15 protein-coding genes are annotated in these 15,288 nt (G+C 36.1%); 5 read left to right on the top strand and 10 right to left on the bottom strand.

Annotated features, from left to right (window positions below):
* Nucleotides 1-75: 75 nt before the first annotated feature.
* Together Q4496_RS05950 and Q4496_RS05945 are read right to left on the bottom strand one after the other, a co-directional pair.
* On the bottom strand, nucleotides 76-657 hold the full coding sequence (locus tag Q4496_RS05950; RefSeq protein WP_215974391.1) for a UPF0149 family protein: 582 nt from the start codon (nucleotides 655-657) through the stop codon (nucleotides 76-78).
* 148 nt (nucleotides 658-805) lie between these two features.
* Nucleotides 806-1,183 carry a DUF2237 family protein gene (locus Q4496_RS05945; protein ID WP_215974392.1) on the bottom strand — a complete coding sequence of 126 codons (378 nt, stop codon included), beginning with the start codon at nucleotides 1,181-1,183 and terminating at the stop codon, nucleotides 806-808.
* Nucleotides 1,184-1,420: 237 nt separating this feature from the next.
* Here Q4496_RS05945 and Q4496_RS05940 point away from each other — a divergent pair, with 237 nt between their 5' ends.
* On the top strand, nucleotides 1,421-1,726 hold the full coding sequence (locus tag Q4496_RS05940; protein WP_215974393.1) for a cell division protein ZapA: 306 nt from the start codon (nucleotides 1,421-1,423) through the stop codon (nucleotides 1,724-1,726).
* On the opposite strand, the gene Q4496_RS05935 is transcribed toward Q4496_RS05940, so the two are convergent.
* A complete protein-coding gene (locus Q4496_RS05935) occupies nucleotides 1,723-2,613 on the bottom strand; it encodes a LysR family transcriptional regulator (protein WP_215974394.1) in 891 nt (296 codons plus the stop codon). The two genes, Q4496_RS05940 and Q4496_RS05935, sit on opposite strands and share 4 nt — an antisense overlap.
* A 199-nt stretch (nucleotides 2,614-2,812) precedes the next feature.
* Here Q4496_RS05935 and Q4496_RS05930 point away from each other — a divergent pair, with 199 nt between their 5' ends.
* Both Q4496_RS05930 and Q4496_RS05925 read left to right on the top strand, forming a co-directional pair.
* Nucleotides 2,813-3,370: a cytochrome b gene (locus tag Q4496_RS05930; protein WP_252727674.1), complete on the top strand. Its 558-nt coding sequence runs from the start codon at nucleotides 2,813-2,815 to the stop codon at nucleotides 3,368-3,370.
* A 2-nt stretch (nucleotides 3,371-3,372) separates the two neighbouring features.
* Nucleotides 3,373-3,957: a YceI family protein gene (locus Q4496_RS05925; protein WP_215974396.1), complete on the top strand. Its 585-nt coding sequence runs from the start codon at nucleotides 3,373-3,375 to the stop codon at nucleotides 3,955-3,957.
* A 252-nt stretch (nucleotides 3,958-4,209) separates the two neighbouring features.
* On the opposite strand, the gene hemF is transcribed toward Q4496_RS05925, so the two are convergent.
* Both hemF and Q4496_RS05915 read right to left on the bottom strand, forming a co-directional pair.
* A complete protein-coding gene (gene hemF / locus Q4496_RS05920; RefSeq protein WP_215974397.1) occupies nucleotides 4,210-5,145 on the bottom strand; it encodes an oxygen-dependent coproporphyrinogen oxidase in 936 nt (311 codons plus the stop codon).
* 58 nt (nucleotides 5,146-5,203) lie between these two features.
* The gene (locus Q4496_RS05915; protein ID WP_303610058.1) at nucleotides 5,204-6,265 is read right to left on the bottom strand and encodes a DUF2235 domain-containing protein; all 1,062 of its coding nucleotides are present in this window, start codon (nucleotides 6,263-6,265) and stop codon (nucleotides 5,204-5,206) included.
* Between the two features lie 204 nt (nucleotides 6,266-6,469).
* On the opposite strand from Q4496_RS05915, the gene Q4496_RS05910 reads away from it, so the two are divergent.
* Nucleotides 6,470-7,195, top strand: coding sequence for a YebC/PmpR family DNA-binding transcriptional regulator (locus tag Q4496_RS05910; RefSeq protein ID WP_215974399.1), 726 nt, complete (start codon nucleotides 6,470-6,472; stop codon nucleotides 7,193-7,195).
* Nucleotides 7,196-7,311: 116 nt separating this feature from the next.
* Here Q4496_RS05910 and Q4496_RS05905 read toward each other — a convergent pair whose 3' ends face one another.
* Both Q4496_RS05905 and Q4496_RS05900 read right to left on the bottom strand, forming a co-directional pair.
* Nucleotides 7,312-9,030: an RluA family pseudouridine synthase gene (locus Q4496_RS05905; protein ID WP_303610057.1), complete on the bottom strand. Its 1,719-nt coding sequence runs from the start codon at nucleotides 9,028-9,030 to the stop codon at nucleotides 7,312-7,314.
* 94 nt (nucleotides 9,031-9,124) lie between these two features.
* Nucleotides 9,125-9,649: a hypothetical protein gene (locus Q4496_RS05900; protein WP_303610056.1), complete on the bottom strand. Its 525-nt coding sequence runs from the start codon at nucleotides 9,647-9,649 to the stop codon at nucleotides 9,125-9,127.
* A gap of 381 nt (nucleotides 9,650-10,030) precedes the next feature.
* Here Q4496_RS05900 and Q4496_RS05895 point away from each other — a divergent pair, with 381 nt between their 5' ends.
* On the top strand, nucleotides 10,031-10,723 hold the full coding sequence (locus Q4496_RS05895) for a hypothetical protein (RefSeq protein WP_215974403.1): 693 nt from the start codon (nucleotides 10,031-10,033) through the stop codon (nucleotides 10,721-10,723).
* 51 nt (nucleotides 10,724-10,774) lie between these two features.
* Here Q4496_RS05895 and Q4496_RS05890 read toward each other — a convergent pair whose 3' ends face one another.
* From Q4496_RS05890 to Q4496_RS05880, 3 genes are all read right to left on the bottom strand, one after another.
* The gene (locus Q4496_RS05890) at nucleotides 10,775-13,663 is read right to left on the bottom strand and encodes a TonB-dependent receptor (protein ID WP_303610055.1); all 2,889 of its coding nucleotides are present in this window, start codon (nucleotides 13,661-13,663) and stop codon (nucleotides 10,775-10,777) included.
* A 52-nt stretch (nucleotides 13,664-13,715) separates the two neighbouring features.
* Nucleotides 13,716-14,582 (bottom strand): FecR family protein, encoded by an 867-nt coding sequence (locus Q4496_RS05885; protein WP_215974405.1) that lies wholly within the window; start codon nucleotides 14,580-14,582, stop codon nucleotides 13,716-13,718.
* A 95-nt stretch (nucleotides 14,583-14,677) separates the two neighbouring features.
* Nucleotides 14,678-15,217, bottom strand: coding sequence for an RNA polymerase sigma factor (locus tag Q4496_RS05880; RefSeq protein ID WP_215974406.1), 540 nt, complete (start codon nucleotides 15,215-15,217; stop codon nucleotides 14,678-14,680).
* Between the last annotated feature and the right edge of the window lie 71 nt (nucleotides 15,218-15,288).

Here is a 15,288-nt window from a genome sequence, read left to right as displayed (position 1 = left end):
TATTACTGCGGGTATCAATAAGTTTTCATCAGTAATTCATTATCAGTAATGGATATCTGTAGTGCTAATGTTTGACTAATGTATTGTGCTATTTTTTTGAGTTTTCTCGCTTGCTTGGGTCGATAATGTACCTAATTCGCTAAAGCATAATAAAGCAGAAATGCGTACATATTCATTTATTTCAAAATAGGCTTGCTCAGTGTCTTCATTTTCTTCCATATCATCAGATATATTGGCTATTTCAGAAAAATCAGTAAGCACTTCTTTTACTTCTTCAGAAAGAACAGGGTTATCTTTTTGTTGTAAGCCAAAGCCTAAATTAAACCCTTGCACCCAAACACCTAACGCATGACCGCGCTCAGCAATAGAATCGTCGTCATCAGGTAGCATTAACTGAAAAGTGTATGCATCATCAAGAATATCAGTCCATAATTCAGTGAACATTTGCTTAATCGTTGATTTAACTTTGTTCGGTAAGCCTTCACCATTATTAAACAAGTCATTTATCATCGTTAAATAATTAGCATCGTCAACCGGAAAACCTGCACAGATTAACCCCGTTAATACCCCATGAATTTCACTGGCGTGGGCTTTAACATTTTCGGTAGTGATATCTGCCTGTGTGCTAGCAAAGTCTAACGTCTTGTTTACGGTCATATTTTCACCTGATATTTTAACTGAATGTTTGCAGAGCGTGACTCATTACAAATTATTTTAAAGAAAAAGAGCTAAGTAGCTATTCTAACATTGCCCTAGTTAAAAGACATCAGCACAGCAGCAAACTTTGATGACAAATTTAAAGGAATTAACTTAAATCAGCGGCATATTTTCTTAAAATCTCAAGTGGCACTATCTCAAGCGCCTTAATATGCGTTTTTTTAAGATAAACTCGTGGCGCCTTATCATCCATTTCAGCCTGTAGCCACCGAGCAGCACATAAACACCAAGTATCCCCTGGTTCTAATCCTTCAAAACCAAACTCGGGAACGGGTGTAGATAAGTCATTCCCTTTAAGGCGAGAATATTCTAAAAACTCAGCTGTTGCTTTAATACTAACGGTATGTGAACCAATATCTTGCTCACAGGTGTTGCACATATTATCGCGAAAAAAACCGGTAACCGGCTTACCCATACTGGCTTCAAGTGGTTCACCAAATACATTAATCGACTCATCCATTTCCATAATTTATACCCTAAAATTTTCAAGCTAATATTGACGAAGCATATAGCCATTAAAAAAATGAAATCAATATACCAAACAACACAGTGAAACGCTAAGTTACAAATAAATTTGTAACAGCTAGATAAAAATGTATACAAAATATGGTCATTTACTTGCATAGAAAGATCAGCACAGTTATAGTGCAAGTTAATCTGCAATTTATTCTATGTTGTTCAATAAGCTTGGAAATTATATAAAATGACTCAACGGACTGTTGAAATAAATGTGCTCGACCGTAAACTAAAAGTGGCTTGTCCTATTGGACAAGAAAGTGCTTTATTAAGTGCTGCCGCTGAGTTAAGTGATCGCTTAACTAATTTACGTAACAGTAAATCAATTGCGACCCCAGAACAAACATTATTAATGACAGCATTAAATCTAACTAATGAGTTACTACTAACAAAACAACAACTTAAAACAGAAAAAGAAGAAAACAATCAAAAAATAGCGTTATTACAATCCACTATTGAACAAGCATTAGCCCCTGCGAAAAAACACGCTTAGTTATTTTTAATTAAGCTCATATTCTGCCACAACCTACTGGCAACTGGTCCAAGTAACCTAGACTTCAGTTTTATCACTTGATAATTTAATGCTAAATATGTTTCTACGTCACTTAGTTTTAACGCAATGAGTTCTTTTGATTTTAATTCGTTTTCAATCATATATTCAGGTAAACGCCCCCAACCTATACCACTCATAATTAACGTTTTTTTGGTATTAAAATCATTCACATACCAGCAACGCTGCCCTGTTTGTACACTATAATTGATTCCCTGACTGCTCTGCCCTGAATCTTGTACTACAATTTGATATTCATCTTTCAACGCTTCTACTGACATTAACGCTGGGTGACGCTCTAGTAATGCAGGTGATGCTACATTACATAAGCCGCCTTGATATAGTTTTTTTGCCTCGTAATCACCTGACTGTAACGCTAAAAGATCAATCGTTGTTAAGGCAAGATCAGCCTGTTCAGACTTCACGGCTTCTAATGCCCCATTAATATATTCTTGTTTTAAAATGATCTGTGTATGAGGAAAGTCATGACGTATTGATTCAAGTACAGGCAAAATTCTTTTTAGATCATAAGAGGCTTCAATTGCTAAAGTAACTGCGGCCTCATTGCCTATCGCTAAAAAAGAAGCAAGTTGTTTTATTTGCTTTGCCTCATTCATTAAACGCTGGGCATGTTGATAAATTTGTTTACCATTATCTGTTAGTACTAAACGATAACCTTGGCGATTAAATAACTGTAAACCTAATTGTGCTTCCAGCTGCTTAAGCCCTTGACTAACCGCTGGCTGAGTTTTAAATAGCTTTTCACTAGCCTCTTTAAGGCTGCCTAACTCAGCAACTTTCACCAACATTCTTAATTGTTCTAATGTCATTTATTAATCAACTTTTCATGAATATATTATTAGATTACCAATAATTGTAGTTAAGCTAAAGTTAACAAGTTACAAACAAATATTCAATATTAATTAAGTTTTTATATTGTAATACTGTCGGCTAAGTAATGTTTGGATACATTTTATAGAGAGCTAAAGTACTCTCTTTGCCCAGTAATAGAAAATTATGGAGTTAGCATTGAACAACACAAAAGCAACTTATGGATTTATTAGTGTTTTTTTTCACTGGTTGTCTGCAGTCACTATCTTTGGCTTATTTGGCTTAGGCTATTATATGGTTGATTTAACCTATTATAGCCCATGGTATAAAACCGCCCCTGACTTACATAAAAGTATAGGTTTGATATTTTTTGCTGTAATGCTACTTAGAGTAATTTGGCGATTTAAACAAGTAACGCCAGATCATCTAGCAAGCCATAGCTCGCTTGAGAAAAAAGCAGGTAAAGTGACCCACCTTATACTTTATGTGCTGATATTTATTATCATGATAATGGGGTATTTAATTTCAACAGCGGATGGGCGAGGAATAGAAATATTTGAAATGATAACTATACCAGCACTGGGATCTATCATTGAAAATCAAGCGGATGTCGCTGGATTTATACATAAATGGTTAGCATATTTACTGATAGGGCTAGCGACATTACATGCGTTAGCAGCACTAAAACATCACTTTATTGATAAAGATGACACTTTAAACAGAATGATTGGCAAACGCCAAAAAAACGGAGAATAACTATGAGAAAACAATTAACAAAATTAGCACTTACATCGGCGTTTGTTGCAGCCACCTTCATGCCAACGGTCAATGCAGCTGACTACATTATTGATACTAAAGGTGCACATGCTTCAATCAACTTTAAAATTCAACATTTAGGCTATAGCTGGTTAACCGGTCGTTTTGACAAATTTGGCGGTTCTTTTAGTTATGATGAATCAAATATTGCCGCATCAAAAATTGAAGTAAATGTTGATACGAGTAGTATTAACTCAAACCATGCTGAACGCGATAAGCATTTAAGAACTGGCGACTTTCTTGATGTAAGCTCATTTGCTAATGCTAAATTTGTTAGTACTTCTGTTGCAGATAAAGGTAATGGTAAATTAGCCATTACAGGTCAATTAAGTTTGCACGGTGTGACTAAAGAAATCGTTATTGATGCAGAAACTATTGGTGAAGGTAAAGATCCGTGGGGCGGATACCGTGTAGGTTTTAGCGGTACAACAACGATAGCGTTAACTGATTTTGCAATTAAAATGGACTTAGGTCCTGCTTCAAAAACTGTAGAATTGAATCTACATATTGAAGGTATAAAGCAGTAAAGCTAAGGTTATCTAGTAAGAGTAGTGGTTAATGGACGTTAATATTTTTTCTTTAACCACTGCTTATTCAATAGAAATGTCACTCGCACTATCTTCTTCATTGAAGTGTGTAATTTACGTTCGCGTGTGCAAGATGATATTCAAACATTACTTACCGGTATAAATTACTGAAGCTGAAAAGAATGTAAACGCAGGTTCATCAGCAGCACGAAACTTACCGGTATATCCTGCATTTACTTGGCAGTAGTTAACCTAAGCCCGGTTTAACCAATTTTGAGGAACTAAATAGTGGTTAAGCTTTGCTTCATCACTATTCTCTTCAGCTTTAAAATTATATTCCCAACGTGCTAAAGGTGGCATCGACATTAGAATAGATTCTGTTCTGCCACCTGATTGCAAACCAAATAATGTACCTCGGTCAAACACTAAGTTAAATTCAACATAGCGACCGCGACGGTATAACTGAAATTGTCTTTGCTCTTCAGTGTATTCATCATTTTTACGACGATTGATGATAGGAACATAAGCGTCGATGAAGCCTTGTCCAACGGATTTAACATAATCAAAGCTTTTTTCAAAACCCCATTTATTTAAATCATCAAAGAATAATCCACCTACGCCACGAGTTTCATCACGATGTTTTAGGTAGAAATATTCATCACACCATTTTTTATAATCATCATAAACATTTTCACCAAAGGGTGCTGATAAGTCATGAGCTACTTGATGCCAGTGTAATACATCTTCGTTGACAGGATAAAATGGTGTTAAATCAAAACCGCCACCAAACCACCACACTGGGGCTTCTCCTTCTTTTTCAGCAATAAAAAAGCGTACATTGGCATGAGATGTTGGAATATGAGGATTTTTAGGATGAATAACTAAAGAGACACCACAAGCTTGCCATGTTCGGCCGGCTAACTCGGGTCTATGAGCCGTTGCTGACGGTGGTAATTTATCACCTGAAACAACTGAAAAATTAACACCACCTTGCTCTATAACAGTGCCGTCAGTCATTACTCGCGTACGACCACCGCCACCTTCTTTGCGCTTCCAATTGTCTTCAATAAATTGGCCACTGCCATCGGCTTGTGCTAATGCTTGGCAAATACGATCTTGTAACGTTTTAAAATAACCAATAACGTTCGATATTTCAGGAACTTCATTGGTAGGGTTTAAGGTGCTCATAAAATAAGGGATATCCATCAAAACAACGAGTAATGAAAATAATTATATCATTATTTCATTAACCTAAACTACTAATCCCCTGCTGTATTTTACCTAGCTTGCCATTAGCATTAATTACTTTAAATTTTAAATCTCTTAGTGAATATGGTCGATAACCACTAACCAAGTTAAACCGTTCAATAACAGTATGGTGAATAATAGGAATATGCTTCGATTTAGCATCGTCAATATTTACCCTAACTAAGCGAGGTGCCAAGGTTGCTGCGTTTCTATTCGTTCGAATTTGGCTATGTAATGTGCCATCGACCAAAGGCTTGATATTAAGATCATCAATACAGATACTATCTTGCGCCCCCGGTACTTTTAATCCAGCAAAATCAATTTCGTTAATATCTTGTATGCTCAATTTATCACGCACACTATCAAGCATAAATTGCAAAGTAATATCAGACAAACCATCAAACCAGTAACTACCACCAATATCAGAATGCACACCGGCAAACCATATTTCGGTCACTCTTTTATCATAATTAAATAAAGTTGGTTGAAACAAAATTCGTTTCTCATCCAGTGAAAGTAAATGCACCGCTTGTTCAACATGAGCACCAAGAGTGCCATTTTCAAAGACAATACCACTGGCAGGGAAAGTATCCGGATTTAAATCTAACGAACCACGTGTTGCGGCAACAGTATCAAACACGCCTAAAAACTTAACCTTATAAGGCAAATGTGCAGCAAACATGCGTGCAATAGCAGCACCACGACTAAAACCGAAGATATAAATAGCATCTCCTTCAGAAAAATGTGTAGATAGATCGGCACGCGCATTGGCGATAATATCATCCATATCGCCATAAGGCGGCGCAAACATTGCGTTGAATTTACGTTTAAGCCAACTACCGCGAGTACCAACACCACTGTAGTAAAAGCTTTGTTGTGCTGTTGTAATTGTATTTACAGAATTCCTTTTAACATTTTTTCTGGCATTAAATGAATTAAGCTTACCACCAAAAAAAGCATGTAGTTTTAATACATTACTGATACTAGAGTCTTCAAAAAAATCATCCGCATCTTGAGGTGAATTACATGTGCCATCAAAACAGAAAATAAGCTTTTTCATAAATTATTCCTTTAAAGTATTAGTGGATACTAAGTTGGTTAAATTTATTCCTTCCACTAAATAAAGTCTAAAATAGTGGTTATTTCAAGCAGTTCTTTACTGCTCATATCAACTTTTAGCCTTCTCCCTCTAGTCAACAACCCTGTGAGACTGGTAGAATCTACCTCATTATTTTTATGAAAATGAAAAACGAGAGATTGAATAATGGGAAGAGCTTACCAAAACAGAAAATTATCCATGGCAAAAACTGCCGGAGCAAAAACCAAAGTCTATTCAAAGTACGGTAAAGCGATTTACGTTTGTGCTAAGAATGGTGGTATAGATCCCGATGGTAACCTTGCTTTACGTGGTTTAATTGATAGAGCTAAAAAAGACCAAGTACCTACACATGTAATAGAAAATGCGATAAAAAAAGCATCAGGTACGGGTGGTGAAGATTTTGAAGAAGCACGTTATGAAGGTTTTGGCCCTGGTAACTGTATGGTAATTATCGATTGCTTAACGGATAACGGCAACCGTACCATTAAAGATGTTCGTCAATGTTTTACTAAAACCAATTCTAAAATCGGATCTTCTGGTACGGTTTCACATATGTTTGATCACCAAGCAATATTCGCTTTTAAAGGTGAAGACGATGAAGCTGTTTTAGAAAATTTAATGATGGCCGACATTGATGTGTCTGACGTTGAATTAGAAGATGGTATTATTACTGTTTATGCACCACACACTGAGTTTTTCAAAATAAAAACTGAATTTGCTAACTCTATGCCTGAATACGACTTAGAAGTTGAAGAGATCTCTTGGGTTCCTCAAACTTATATTGATATTGAAGGTGAAGAAGATTTAGCTAATTTTGAGAAATTCATTGCCATGTTAGATGATTGTGACGACGTACAAAATGTTTATCATAATGCAGAAATTAAAGACTAAATAAACGCGTAACATTGTTGCTCTAGTCGCCATATCAAGCCTATCTTAGTGATAGGCTTTTTTATTTACATTTATTAAACATGACTTTGTTGAGCCGAACATGGTTGAATTCGAGCCTAAAACGCTTCATCGACATTAAACGTCATTTCTTCCTGGCTAACAGGATGCCTTAACGTTAACCTTTGTGCATGAAGGTGTAAGCGCTGAGCAATATTGTCATTGTTATTTCCATATAAATCGTCACCCAATATTGGCGTATTTAACCCTTGTGGATGAGCACAATGAACCCTTAATTGATGTGTTCTTCCTGATTCAGGGTATAAATATAACTTTATTTTTTTATCGGTATGTTCAATAACTTGCCAATGGGTTTTCGATGCTTTTCCAGCCTCAAAACACACTAACTGTCGGGGTCTATCGTCCAAATCACCTCTTAACGGCAGATTAATTTCCCCTTCACTTTGTTCAACTATTTTATCAATGTTAGCCGCTACTTTATTTTCAAGTAATGCCACATAACGCTTTTTAATAGTACGATTAATAAATTGTTGCTGTATGTTTTTTTGTGCCCGTTTAGTTAACGCTAATACCATTACGCCTGAAGTAGACATATCTAATCGATGCACAATTAGAGTGCCCGTTGCTTCTGGAAACTGTTCTTTTATTCTTAGATAAACAGAATCTTCAATGTTTTTACCGGGCACAGATAAAAACTCATGCGGTTTATTAACCACCACAATATCGTTGTCTTGATAAATAATATCTAACGCTTTACCTTCTGCGGGGTTAACCAATAAAGGGTTATCATCTAATGTCATGCCCTCTAGCATATGCGCTAAAATTGGTTGACATTTACCAGAGCATGCACCATAAAACTTTTTATGTTGACGTATTTCAGACTTAGGCGCCCGACCCCACCAAAATTCGGCCATCGCTAGTGGTGTCATATTATTCATAAAAGCATATTGTAATAATTTTGGTGCGGCACAATCACCAGTACCTGCTGGTGGCATTGGATGGCGTGTGTCTTGAAATAATTCAAGTAAATCTCTTTCAACGCCAGCACTGTTTAATAAACTATACTGTTTAAATAGTTTTTTTTGTAACCTTGTCGACAACCGTTTTCGTTTATTTTTAACGGCATCAACTTCATCAGTTAACGCGGTTAATTTTTCTTGCGTTGCTGTTATTAAATCAAGCCAATGCTGTTTTAACGCTTTTAATTCATTTTTATCATAAACACTTTGTTTTGCTAATTCTTTCAGCTGCTGTGCTAACTGTTCTTCAGTAAAATCATCCCTTACTTGGCTACGTTTAGCTTTTCTCGTTTTCCGATTAAACGCCATTTTTTCATGCTGCTGAGCAAGCTGTTCTTCTTGTTGAATAGCAAGTGATGTAAGTTGAGATTGGTACTCTTCTAACTTCGGGTTAACTAAGAGTTGCTCGAGTTCATGATTAAGTCGATTGATAATAATACTGTCATCGTGATACCACTCGGCTTGATCATTAAGCTCAAAAACAGCTGGTACAAAGGTCATATTATTTTTAAGCGAAGCTTGTTGAATAGAAAGATCAAAGTGTTTTCCTGAAAAAGCAATAAGATAACCTATGTCACCTTGCTGATTTTTTACTAACAGCACGCCAAACATTTTCCCTTGTTGTTCAAGCTCTTTTGACAGTTGTTGATGGTTTTCAAGTTGGTTTTGTAATTCTGTTGCCGCTAATAAGCACAATGGATGAGGATCATAGCAAAATGGGAAAGTAAAACGTTCGGGTAGAGTGTAATCTTTTATATTCTGACTAAAAGCGTTAAAACAAGTTTTCGGGTAGATCATAAATTTCCAAGGGTCTTTATACGGCTAGGCGATTTTACAACAAAATAATCTCTAAATTATAGCATCACTTAACACCATTAACCGTTAGTACTTTTTAGGTATAATAATTGACATAGTTAGGTGTGTATTCAACTAGCTTGGCATAATTGTCAGGTGAAGTAAGCCCTTTGGTTCCCCAATTCATTGACATCTTAAATAAATCTGACTGTTCATCTTGCATTTGCACAATACTCATTAAAATTTCTTTGTCACTTTTACCCTTTGCACGCCCCTGACTAATAAGATCTTGTTCTAAATTTAACACATTCTGGTGTGCTTGTTTTAATGGCTCTTGTAAACGATTTATTCTTTCGGCTATTTCAAAACCATTATCGGCATTCATAATTTCATTTAAATTAATCGCCGCCATTGACGGCATTCGTCCGATTAAGGAATCAACCTTTGCGGTTAGTTCTTCAGGTGAAGCGTTTTCAATAAAAGAAACTGCATATTTTCGGGTATCGTAATGAACGATAGCCTTGGTTTCTTGCGTGTTATCTGCCGAAATTTGTTCAACTTTATTGGTATTGTTTCGAACTTGTTGAACAGCATAGTGTTGTGAACTAATTGAATTTATCACTTATCTTCCTTAATCGGTTTTTTCATTCCTATTGATAAGTAATCTGTTATGTACATAATAAAATGACAGACTAATATGATGATTTAACTCTTTACGATACTAAACTAAAGAGCAAATAGCGTACCAACCCTCGTCAGCTATAAATTGTTAGCCGTGTATTGATTTACTCAATATGACCCAATAAAAACGGCAAAAAGTGCCTTTGAGTATTTTTACATCGGCAATAAATTGCCATTTATTTGTAATTTATATGGTAAGAACAATCATAATTATTGATGGTTAACAAGCGCGACAAAACATAAGTGGTAATGGTACATTTTTTGCTAAATATTGACTAAGAATCTGTATATTTATATGACGTAATCAAGTATCGAGGATAAAATGGAAGTCACCACTACAAATTTTCAAATTCATTCACAAAATGTGCAACAAACAAATAACACAACAGCTAACGCTAGTAATACTGGCACTACTTTTTCACAAGTTTTTGCCCGTTATCAATCAGCTAGTGCACAAAGTACAACTCCTGAAGAAATAAAGGAAAGTGCTGTATTTAAGATGAATACAAGTAAAGGTGATCAAACAGCCATTAATCTAGATGAATATCTGACTCCGGGACAGCAATCAACGCCAGTGAACTTGGATGATCTACCGTTATTACTTCCTACGACCCATAACATTGATACTTTGTCGAAATATTCACAAGAACAATTCAAAGACTTGTTGGCGCAATATAACATTCCATCGCCGCCAGCAACCGTAGAATTTGATAATCACGGTCAGGTCGTTTTACCTGCGGATTATGCTTATGCCGACCAATTAAAACAGGCATTATCTGAAAATCCAAAAGTTGAAAATGCACTACGAACAACGGCTGCTTTAGCAAGTCATTACGCCGGCATCATGGAAGGACAACCCTTTCGTGATGAAATGTCTACCGCAAGAACCCAAGCAGACAGAGACAGAATAATTGAAAAATATAGCGAATTATTTGACGATAATCGCCCTAGTAAGCAAATTATTTTAACCTTCTTAGAAAATGGCAATATGTTGGTAGGTAAGAAAGAACAGTAGTAAAAAGAGGATACCACCGAGGAAATTAAGCAAATGCCAATTAAAAAAGCCTCATAACGTTAATGATAAACCAACAACAAAACGACGGCCAAAATCTTCTGCTTTCATTAATGAAGCGGCGGCATCTGTTTTAGCGGTACTAAAAATGGGTTCATTGGTTACATTAAAAACATCCACCCGTAAGCGTAAACTATCTGAATACAGCCAGCTGAAGCTTAAATCCGTACTAGTATAAGCTTTAATATAGCTATCAGCATTGTTTGTCACATCCCTATCAGTAAGGAATTCACTCCGATGGTTAACATTCAGTCCAGCTTGCCAACTATCATCACTGACAACAAAACGTACGTTAGCGGTAAAATCGGAAACACCGTCAATTCGAACATTACTCTCATCTGGCGTGGTAAAATTTGCGTTGATAATACGTGTTATATTAGCGCCTACACTACTTTCTGAAAACCAAGCACTACGCAATGGTAGTAACCAGTGAATACTTGCCTGTAAACCGTTAATATTACCAGCGCCGTCATTTGTTCTTTGTAATGAGTTGTATTCTATATCTTGGTAATTAAAAGACTCTTTTTGTTCTACAATCAAGTTATCTATATTATGATTAAAGCCCAACAATTGAGCATTTAATGATGTTTGTAACCAGGTAACAGAAAACGTAGTCGTATTTGCGACAACCGGTTGTAAAGCAGGATTCCCCAGTTCAGCATAAGGCAAACCACCAGAGTTCACATGAACTTTAGGATTTAAATCCGAGTAATTCGGACGATTATAAGAACGGCTATATCCCGCCCGCCACTGCCAATATAAAGACGGTTGCCACAGAATATTTAATGACGGTAACCAGGTTACAAAACTAAGGCTATCGTTGAGTGGAAAGACAGCTTCAGTTGCTGCATTTAATTGCGCCCCCGCTATTTGACTTTTCATATCACTATAGCGAAGCCCTGTATCAAATGACCAATGCCCTAACTGCCATTGCGATTGTAAATATCCCTCTTTTGAAACATAAGTTACTTTATAACTATTGAGTAAATCATTATCAGTAACACCTCCAAAGGGTAAACTTATATCGTACAATTGAAATAAATCACTTTTTGGAATCAGCCAATCTTGCGTATCTGAATTCATAAAGTCAGCGGAAAAAAGATCGGGAATAGATTCTAGCCATCGGCCATCTAATTTAGGTAATGTCGCTAAAGCAGAAACCGATAAACTTACATCACGACGGGTATATTTATACGCTTGGGCTGAATGTAAAAAACCAAAGTTTAACGTTTTCAATCTTTTACCCAAAAGAGAATCCCCAGTTGAATCCCATTGACTATCAATGCCCCATTCATCTACTTTATTCAATACATTAATGTTACGTTTACTCATCTGATTAATATTTGAATAACTACTGACCAGTTTTAGATTACGATCAAAGGTAAACTGATCAACCGAATAGTTTTGTAACTCAACAAGAGCATCCATCGGCGAGAGCCCTACATGTACTCGAGAAATAGGCTCTTTAGTCAAACTGTTAGCTACACTATGACTATAAAATGGTGTTATTATTAAGCGTTGATGAGGTTGCCACTTCATGTCTGTTTGAAAGGTTTTATTAGCATAATAGAGTGTTGACTCTTCACGGCTAGATTTGCCAGTAACATTTGAAAATATAAACTGATCTAAGCTATTTTTATTATGAATTGCCTTTGCTTGGGCCGACTGACTTAATGGATTTATCGATAGTCGATATTCATCAAAAGCAAAATCAGTTTCAGAACGAAACCACAATGTATTAATCGTTAATAGTTCGCTTGGTTGCCATGCTAAAGCACTATAAATCGTTGCTCTAATACGATCTTCATTTTCAATGGTTAGTGCCAAGCCATCCGTTGGCACTAAAATATCATCATCAATATCAGGCCACTGATAAACATTTAATGCACCGCCATTTTCCCCCCAATGCCAAGACTCAAATTGAAACTGACGCTGCAGTCGACTTTCATAATTCATCTTCACAATTAAACCGACGGTATCATCGGCAAATTTAGTATTTGCAGTTATTCCAAAACTAGGCTGAAGATCTCGCTCTCCCTCTAACGCAGCAACCGTCAACCTGACGTCTAGGTTATTTTTATGATAGTCCAATGGGGCATCGCTAAATAAATTAACGGTTGCACCTATTGCACCGCTAGGTAACCGAGGATCAGCAGTTTTAGAAACAGCGACATTTGAAAATAACCCCGCGCTAAAAATATCAAAACGATGCGCTTTACCATATTGATTTGAATTGCGAACATTTTCAGTATTAGCAAGACGACGGCCATTAAACAGCGTTAATTGATACTCTGCGCCTAACCCCATCGCATTAATATTAAGTGCCTCACCACGATCTCGAGTAATACTTAGTCCTGGAACCGCTTGTAATGCTTCAGCTAAATTTTCAGCAGGTAATTGGGTAAGCATAGCGCCTAAAATAAAATCGGTTTCGCCTGCATTATTACTTTTTATTAATTGTGCATAATCAACGGACTGTTGATATTTATCATTATATCTCTCAGTTAACGACCCCGTTGGCAATTGTCCAATAACAGTGACTTCTTCTAATTGATTTACTGAATTTTCAATTGATTTTTTAGGGATATTATTAACGTTATAAATGAGAATACCTGACGAGGTTTGCTTCCAGTTAAGCTGGTGCGATTTTAGCCAAGTCGTCAACTGCTTATTAAAATCAATACGATTAATGTCGTTATTTGGGGCACTACTTGCTTCTACCTCGACCCCTTCAAGTAATGATCTGTCATAAATAATCGCGATTGAAAACTTCTCAGAAAAATTGTTGAGCTGTTCAATTAAACTAACCCGTGCCGCATTAACATAAAAAGACAAGCCACATAACATGGCACTTAAGGCTAAATATAAAAAACGTTTCAACATTTATAGGCCCCGAAAAACGTAATCAAAACAGCATAGTAATAGTGCAAATATATTAATCAGTAGAGGACAATATAATGCTGTCATCAAAAGTATTGATTGAAAGCTTATTTAATTGCGCAATAAGGGTTAACGCACCAAGCACATCATTCGTTTTAAAACGTCCACTAACCCGTAAATTGGCATCAACCTTACTCAGTACAACTGGCCTTTGAGCATAACGATTAAGTTGATAAACAGCATTACTAATAGAGACATCGTCAAAATTAAGCCAACCAAGTTGCCAATCAGGTTGTTTGGCTGTAAAAGTAGAAACAATTATATTATTGTTATAGACACGTGCTCGTTGTCCTTTAACCAGTTCAATCTGCTGTTTACCGTCAATAGTCTTTACGGAAACTTTCCCATGAAAGACATCTATATTTGTTTCACCTAAGGTATTATTCACATTAAAGGCAGTACCAAGCACACGTATAGTCGCGTTACCGACTTCCAGTGTAAAAGGTCTTTCAATATCTCTTTTTATTGAAAAATAAGCTTCTCCCTTACTTAATAGTGCAGTTCTTGATTGACTATTTTCACTAAATTTTAACGTTGAATGTTGATTTAAAGCGACTTTAGACTCATCAGACAAAATTAAATTTTCAGCATCATTACCACTATAATACTGCGCAGCTACACTAGCTGGAGCAGAAGTCGTAACGTCTGATTTGATAAAATTAAAGCTTATAAAAGAAAAAATAACACTCGCAGCTAAAGCGCCTCCCCATGTCCAAAGCTTAAGTTTGCGAGGTTCTTTTACAAGGAGGTGAACCTCTGCTTCTTCCTCTACTTTTTGTAAGGCTTCAATAAGCGCAGGATCATGCCAAATCTGTTGCGTTAATTGCTCATTGTTAGCGTTTTTTTTGGATGTCGATACCATTAAATGTCTCAATTTTTTAACTTAAACTTATTCTTATAACTAACTATGTTTCATTACTAATATGAATGACGGTTTAATCTCTACTAAGGGGACAATCAATTATTAATTAATGTTGATATAGCGTTTTTCAACATATCCATAGCACGCGATATATGCTTTTTGACCGCTTCTTCAGATACACCTAAATTTTTTGCGATTAATTGCCGACTTTCACCATGTAACCGACGACGAATAAAAACGTCACGACGCAATGGTGACATTTGCATTAACACTTGCTGATATAACCGCATACGCTGTTCATGTTCGAGTAAGTTTTCAAGTGATAAAGCTTCACTTTCTGGATCATGTTCAAGACTTTCTGGAAATTTTTTTTGATCTCTATGATGATCAATAACTAAGTGTTTCGCCATGCGAAAACCATACGCAAGTAAGTTATCTATATGCTCCGTATTTTCTATTTTTAACGCCTTTAACAAAAGCTTTTGAAATAAATCATCAGCATCAGCATGATCATCTACCGACCGACGAAAAAATTCCTGAAGCGAATTTTGGTTCGCTATAAAGCACCTAACTAATGGTCCATGTTGCTGAGTATTTTTACTAATAATCGGTGATGACATTTTAGTGAGGGACATGATTCTCTTTTTTGTATAGTTATTTACAGCGTCAAGTTATTAATCAATGAGCATTAAAATGGCGCTAATAT

This window comes from Colwellia sp. 5_MG-2023, from assembly GCF_030547795.1.
GTDB lineage: Bacteria > Pseudomonadota > Gammaproteobacteria > Enterobacterales > Alteromonadaceae > Colwellia.
Note: the sequence above shows the minus strand (reverse complement) of the source record. Positions and strands in the feature narration are given on the sequence as shown.

What these genes read in the sequence shown, in the direction of transcription:
- Q4496_RS05950 (WP_215974391.1), bottom strand. Translation starts at nt 657, where the DNA reads ATGACCGTAAACAAGACGTTAGACTTTGCTAGCACACAGGCAGATATC.
- Q4496_RS05945 (WP_215974392.1), bottom strand. Translation starts at nt 1,183, where the DNA reads ATGGAAATGGATGAGTCGATTAATGTATTTGGTGAACCACTTGAAGCC.
- Q4496_RS05940 (WP_215974393.1), top strand. Translation starts at nt 1,421, where the DNA reads ATGACTCAACGGACTGTTGAAATAAATGTGCTCGACCGTAAACTAAAA.
- Q4496_RS05935 (WP_215974394.1), bottom strand. Translation starts at nt 2,613, where the DNA reads ATGACATTAGAACAATTAAGAATGTTGGTGAAAGTTGCTGAGTTAGGC.
- Q4496_RS05925 (WP_215974396.1), top strand. Translation starts at nt 3,373, where the DNA reads ATGAGAAAACAATTAACAAAATTAGCACTTACATCGGCGTTTGTTGCA.
- hemF (WP_215974397.1), bottom strand. Translation starts at nt 5,145, where the DNA reads ATGAGCACCTTAAACCCTACCAATGAAGTTCCTGAAATATCGAACGTT.
- Q4496_RS05915 (WP_303610058.1), bottom strand. Translation starts at nt 6,265, where the DNA reads ATGAAAAAGCTTATTTTCTGTTTTGATGGCACATGTAATTCACCTCAA.
- Q4496_RS05910 (WP_215974399.1), top strand. Translation starts at nt 6,470, where the DNA reads ATGGGAAGAGCTTACCAAAACAGAAAATTATCCATGGCAAAAACTGCC.
- Q4496_RS05905 (WP_303610057.1), bottom strand. Translation starts at nt 9,030, where the DNA reads ATGATCTACCCGAAAACTTGTTTTAACGCTTTTAGTCAGAATATAAAA.
- Q4496_RS05895 (WP_215974403.1), top strand. Translation starts at nt 10,031, where the DNA reads ATGGAAGTCACCACTACAAATTTTCAAATTCATTCACAAAATGTGCAA.
- Q4496_RS05890 (WP_303610055.1), bottom strand. Translation starts at nt 13,663, where the DNA reads ATGTTGAAACGTTTTTTATATTTAGCCTTAAGTGCCATGTTATGTGGC.
- Q4496_RS05885 (WP_215974405.1), bottom strand. Translation starts at nt 14,582, where the DNA reads ATGGTATCGACATCCAAAAAAAACGCTAACAATGAGCAATTAACGCAA.
- Q4496_RS05880 (WP_215974406.1), bottom strand. Translation starts at nt 15,217, where the DNA reads ATGTCCCTCACTAAAATGTCATCACCGATTATTAGTAAAAATACTCAG.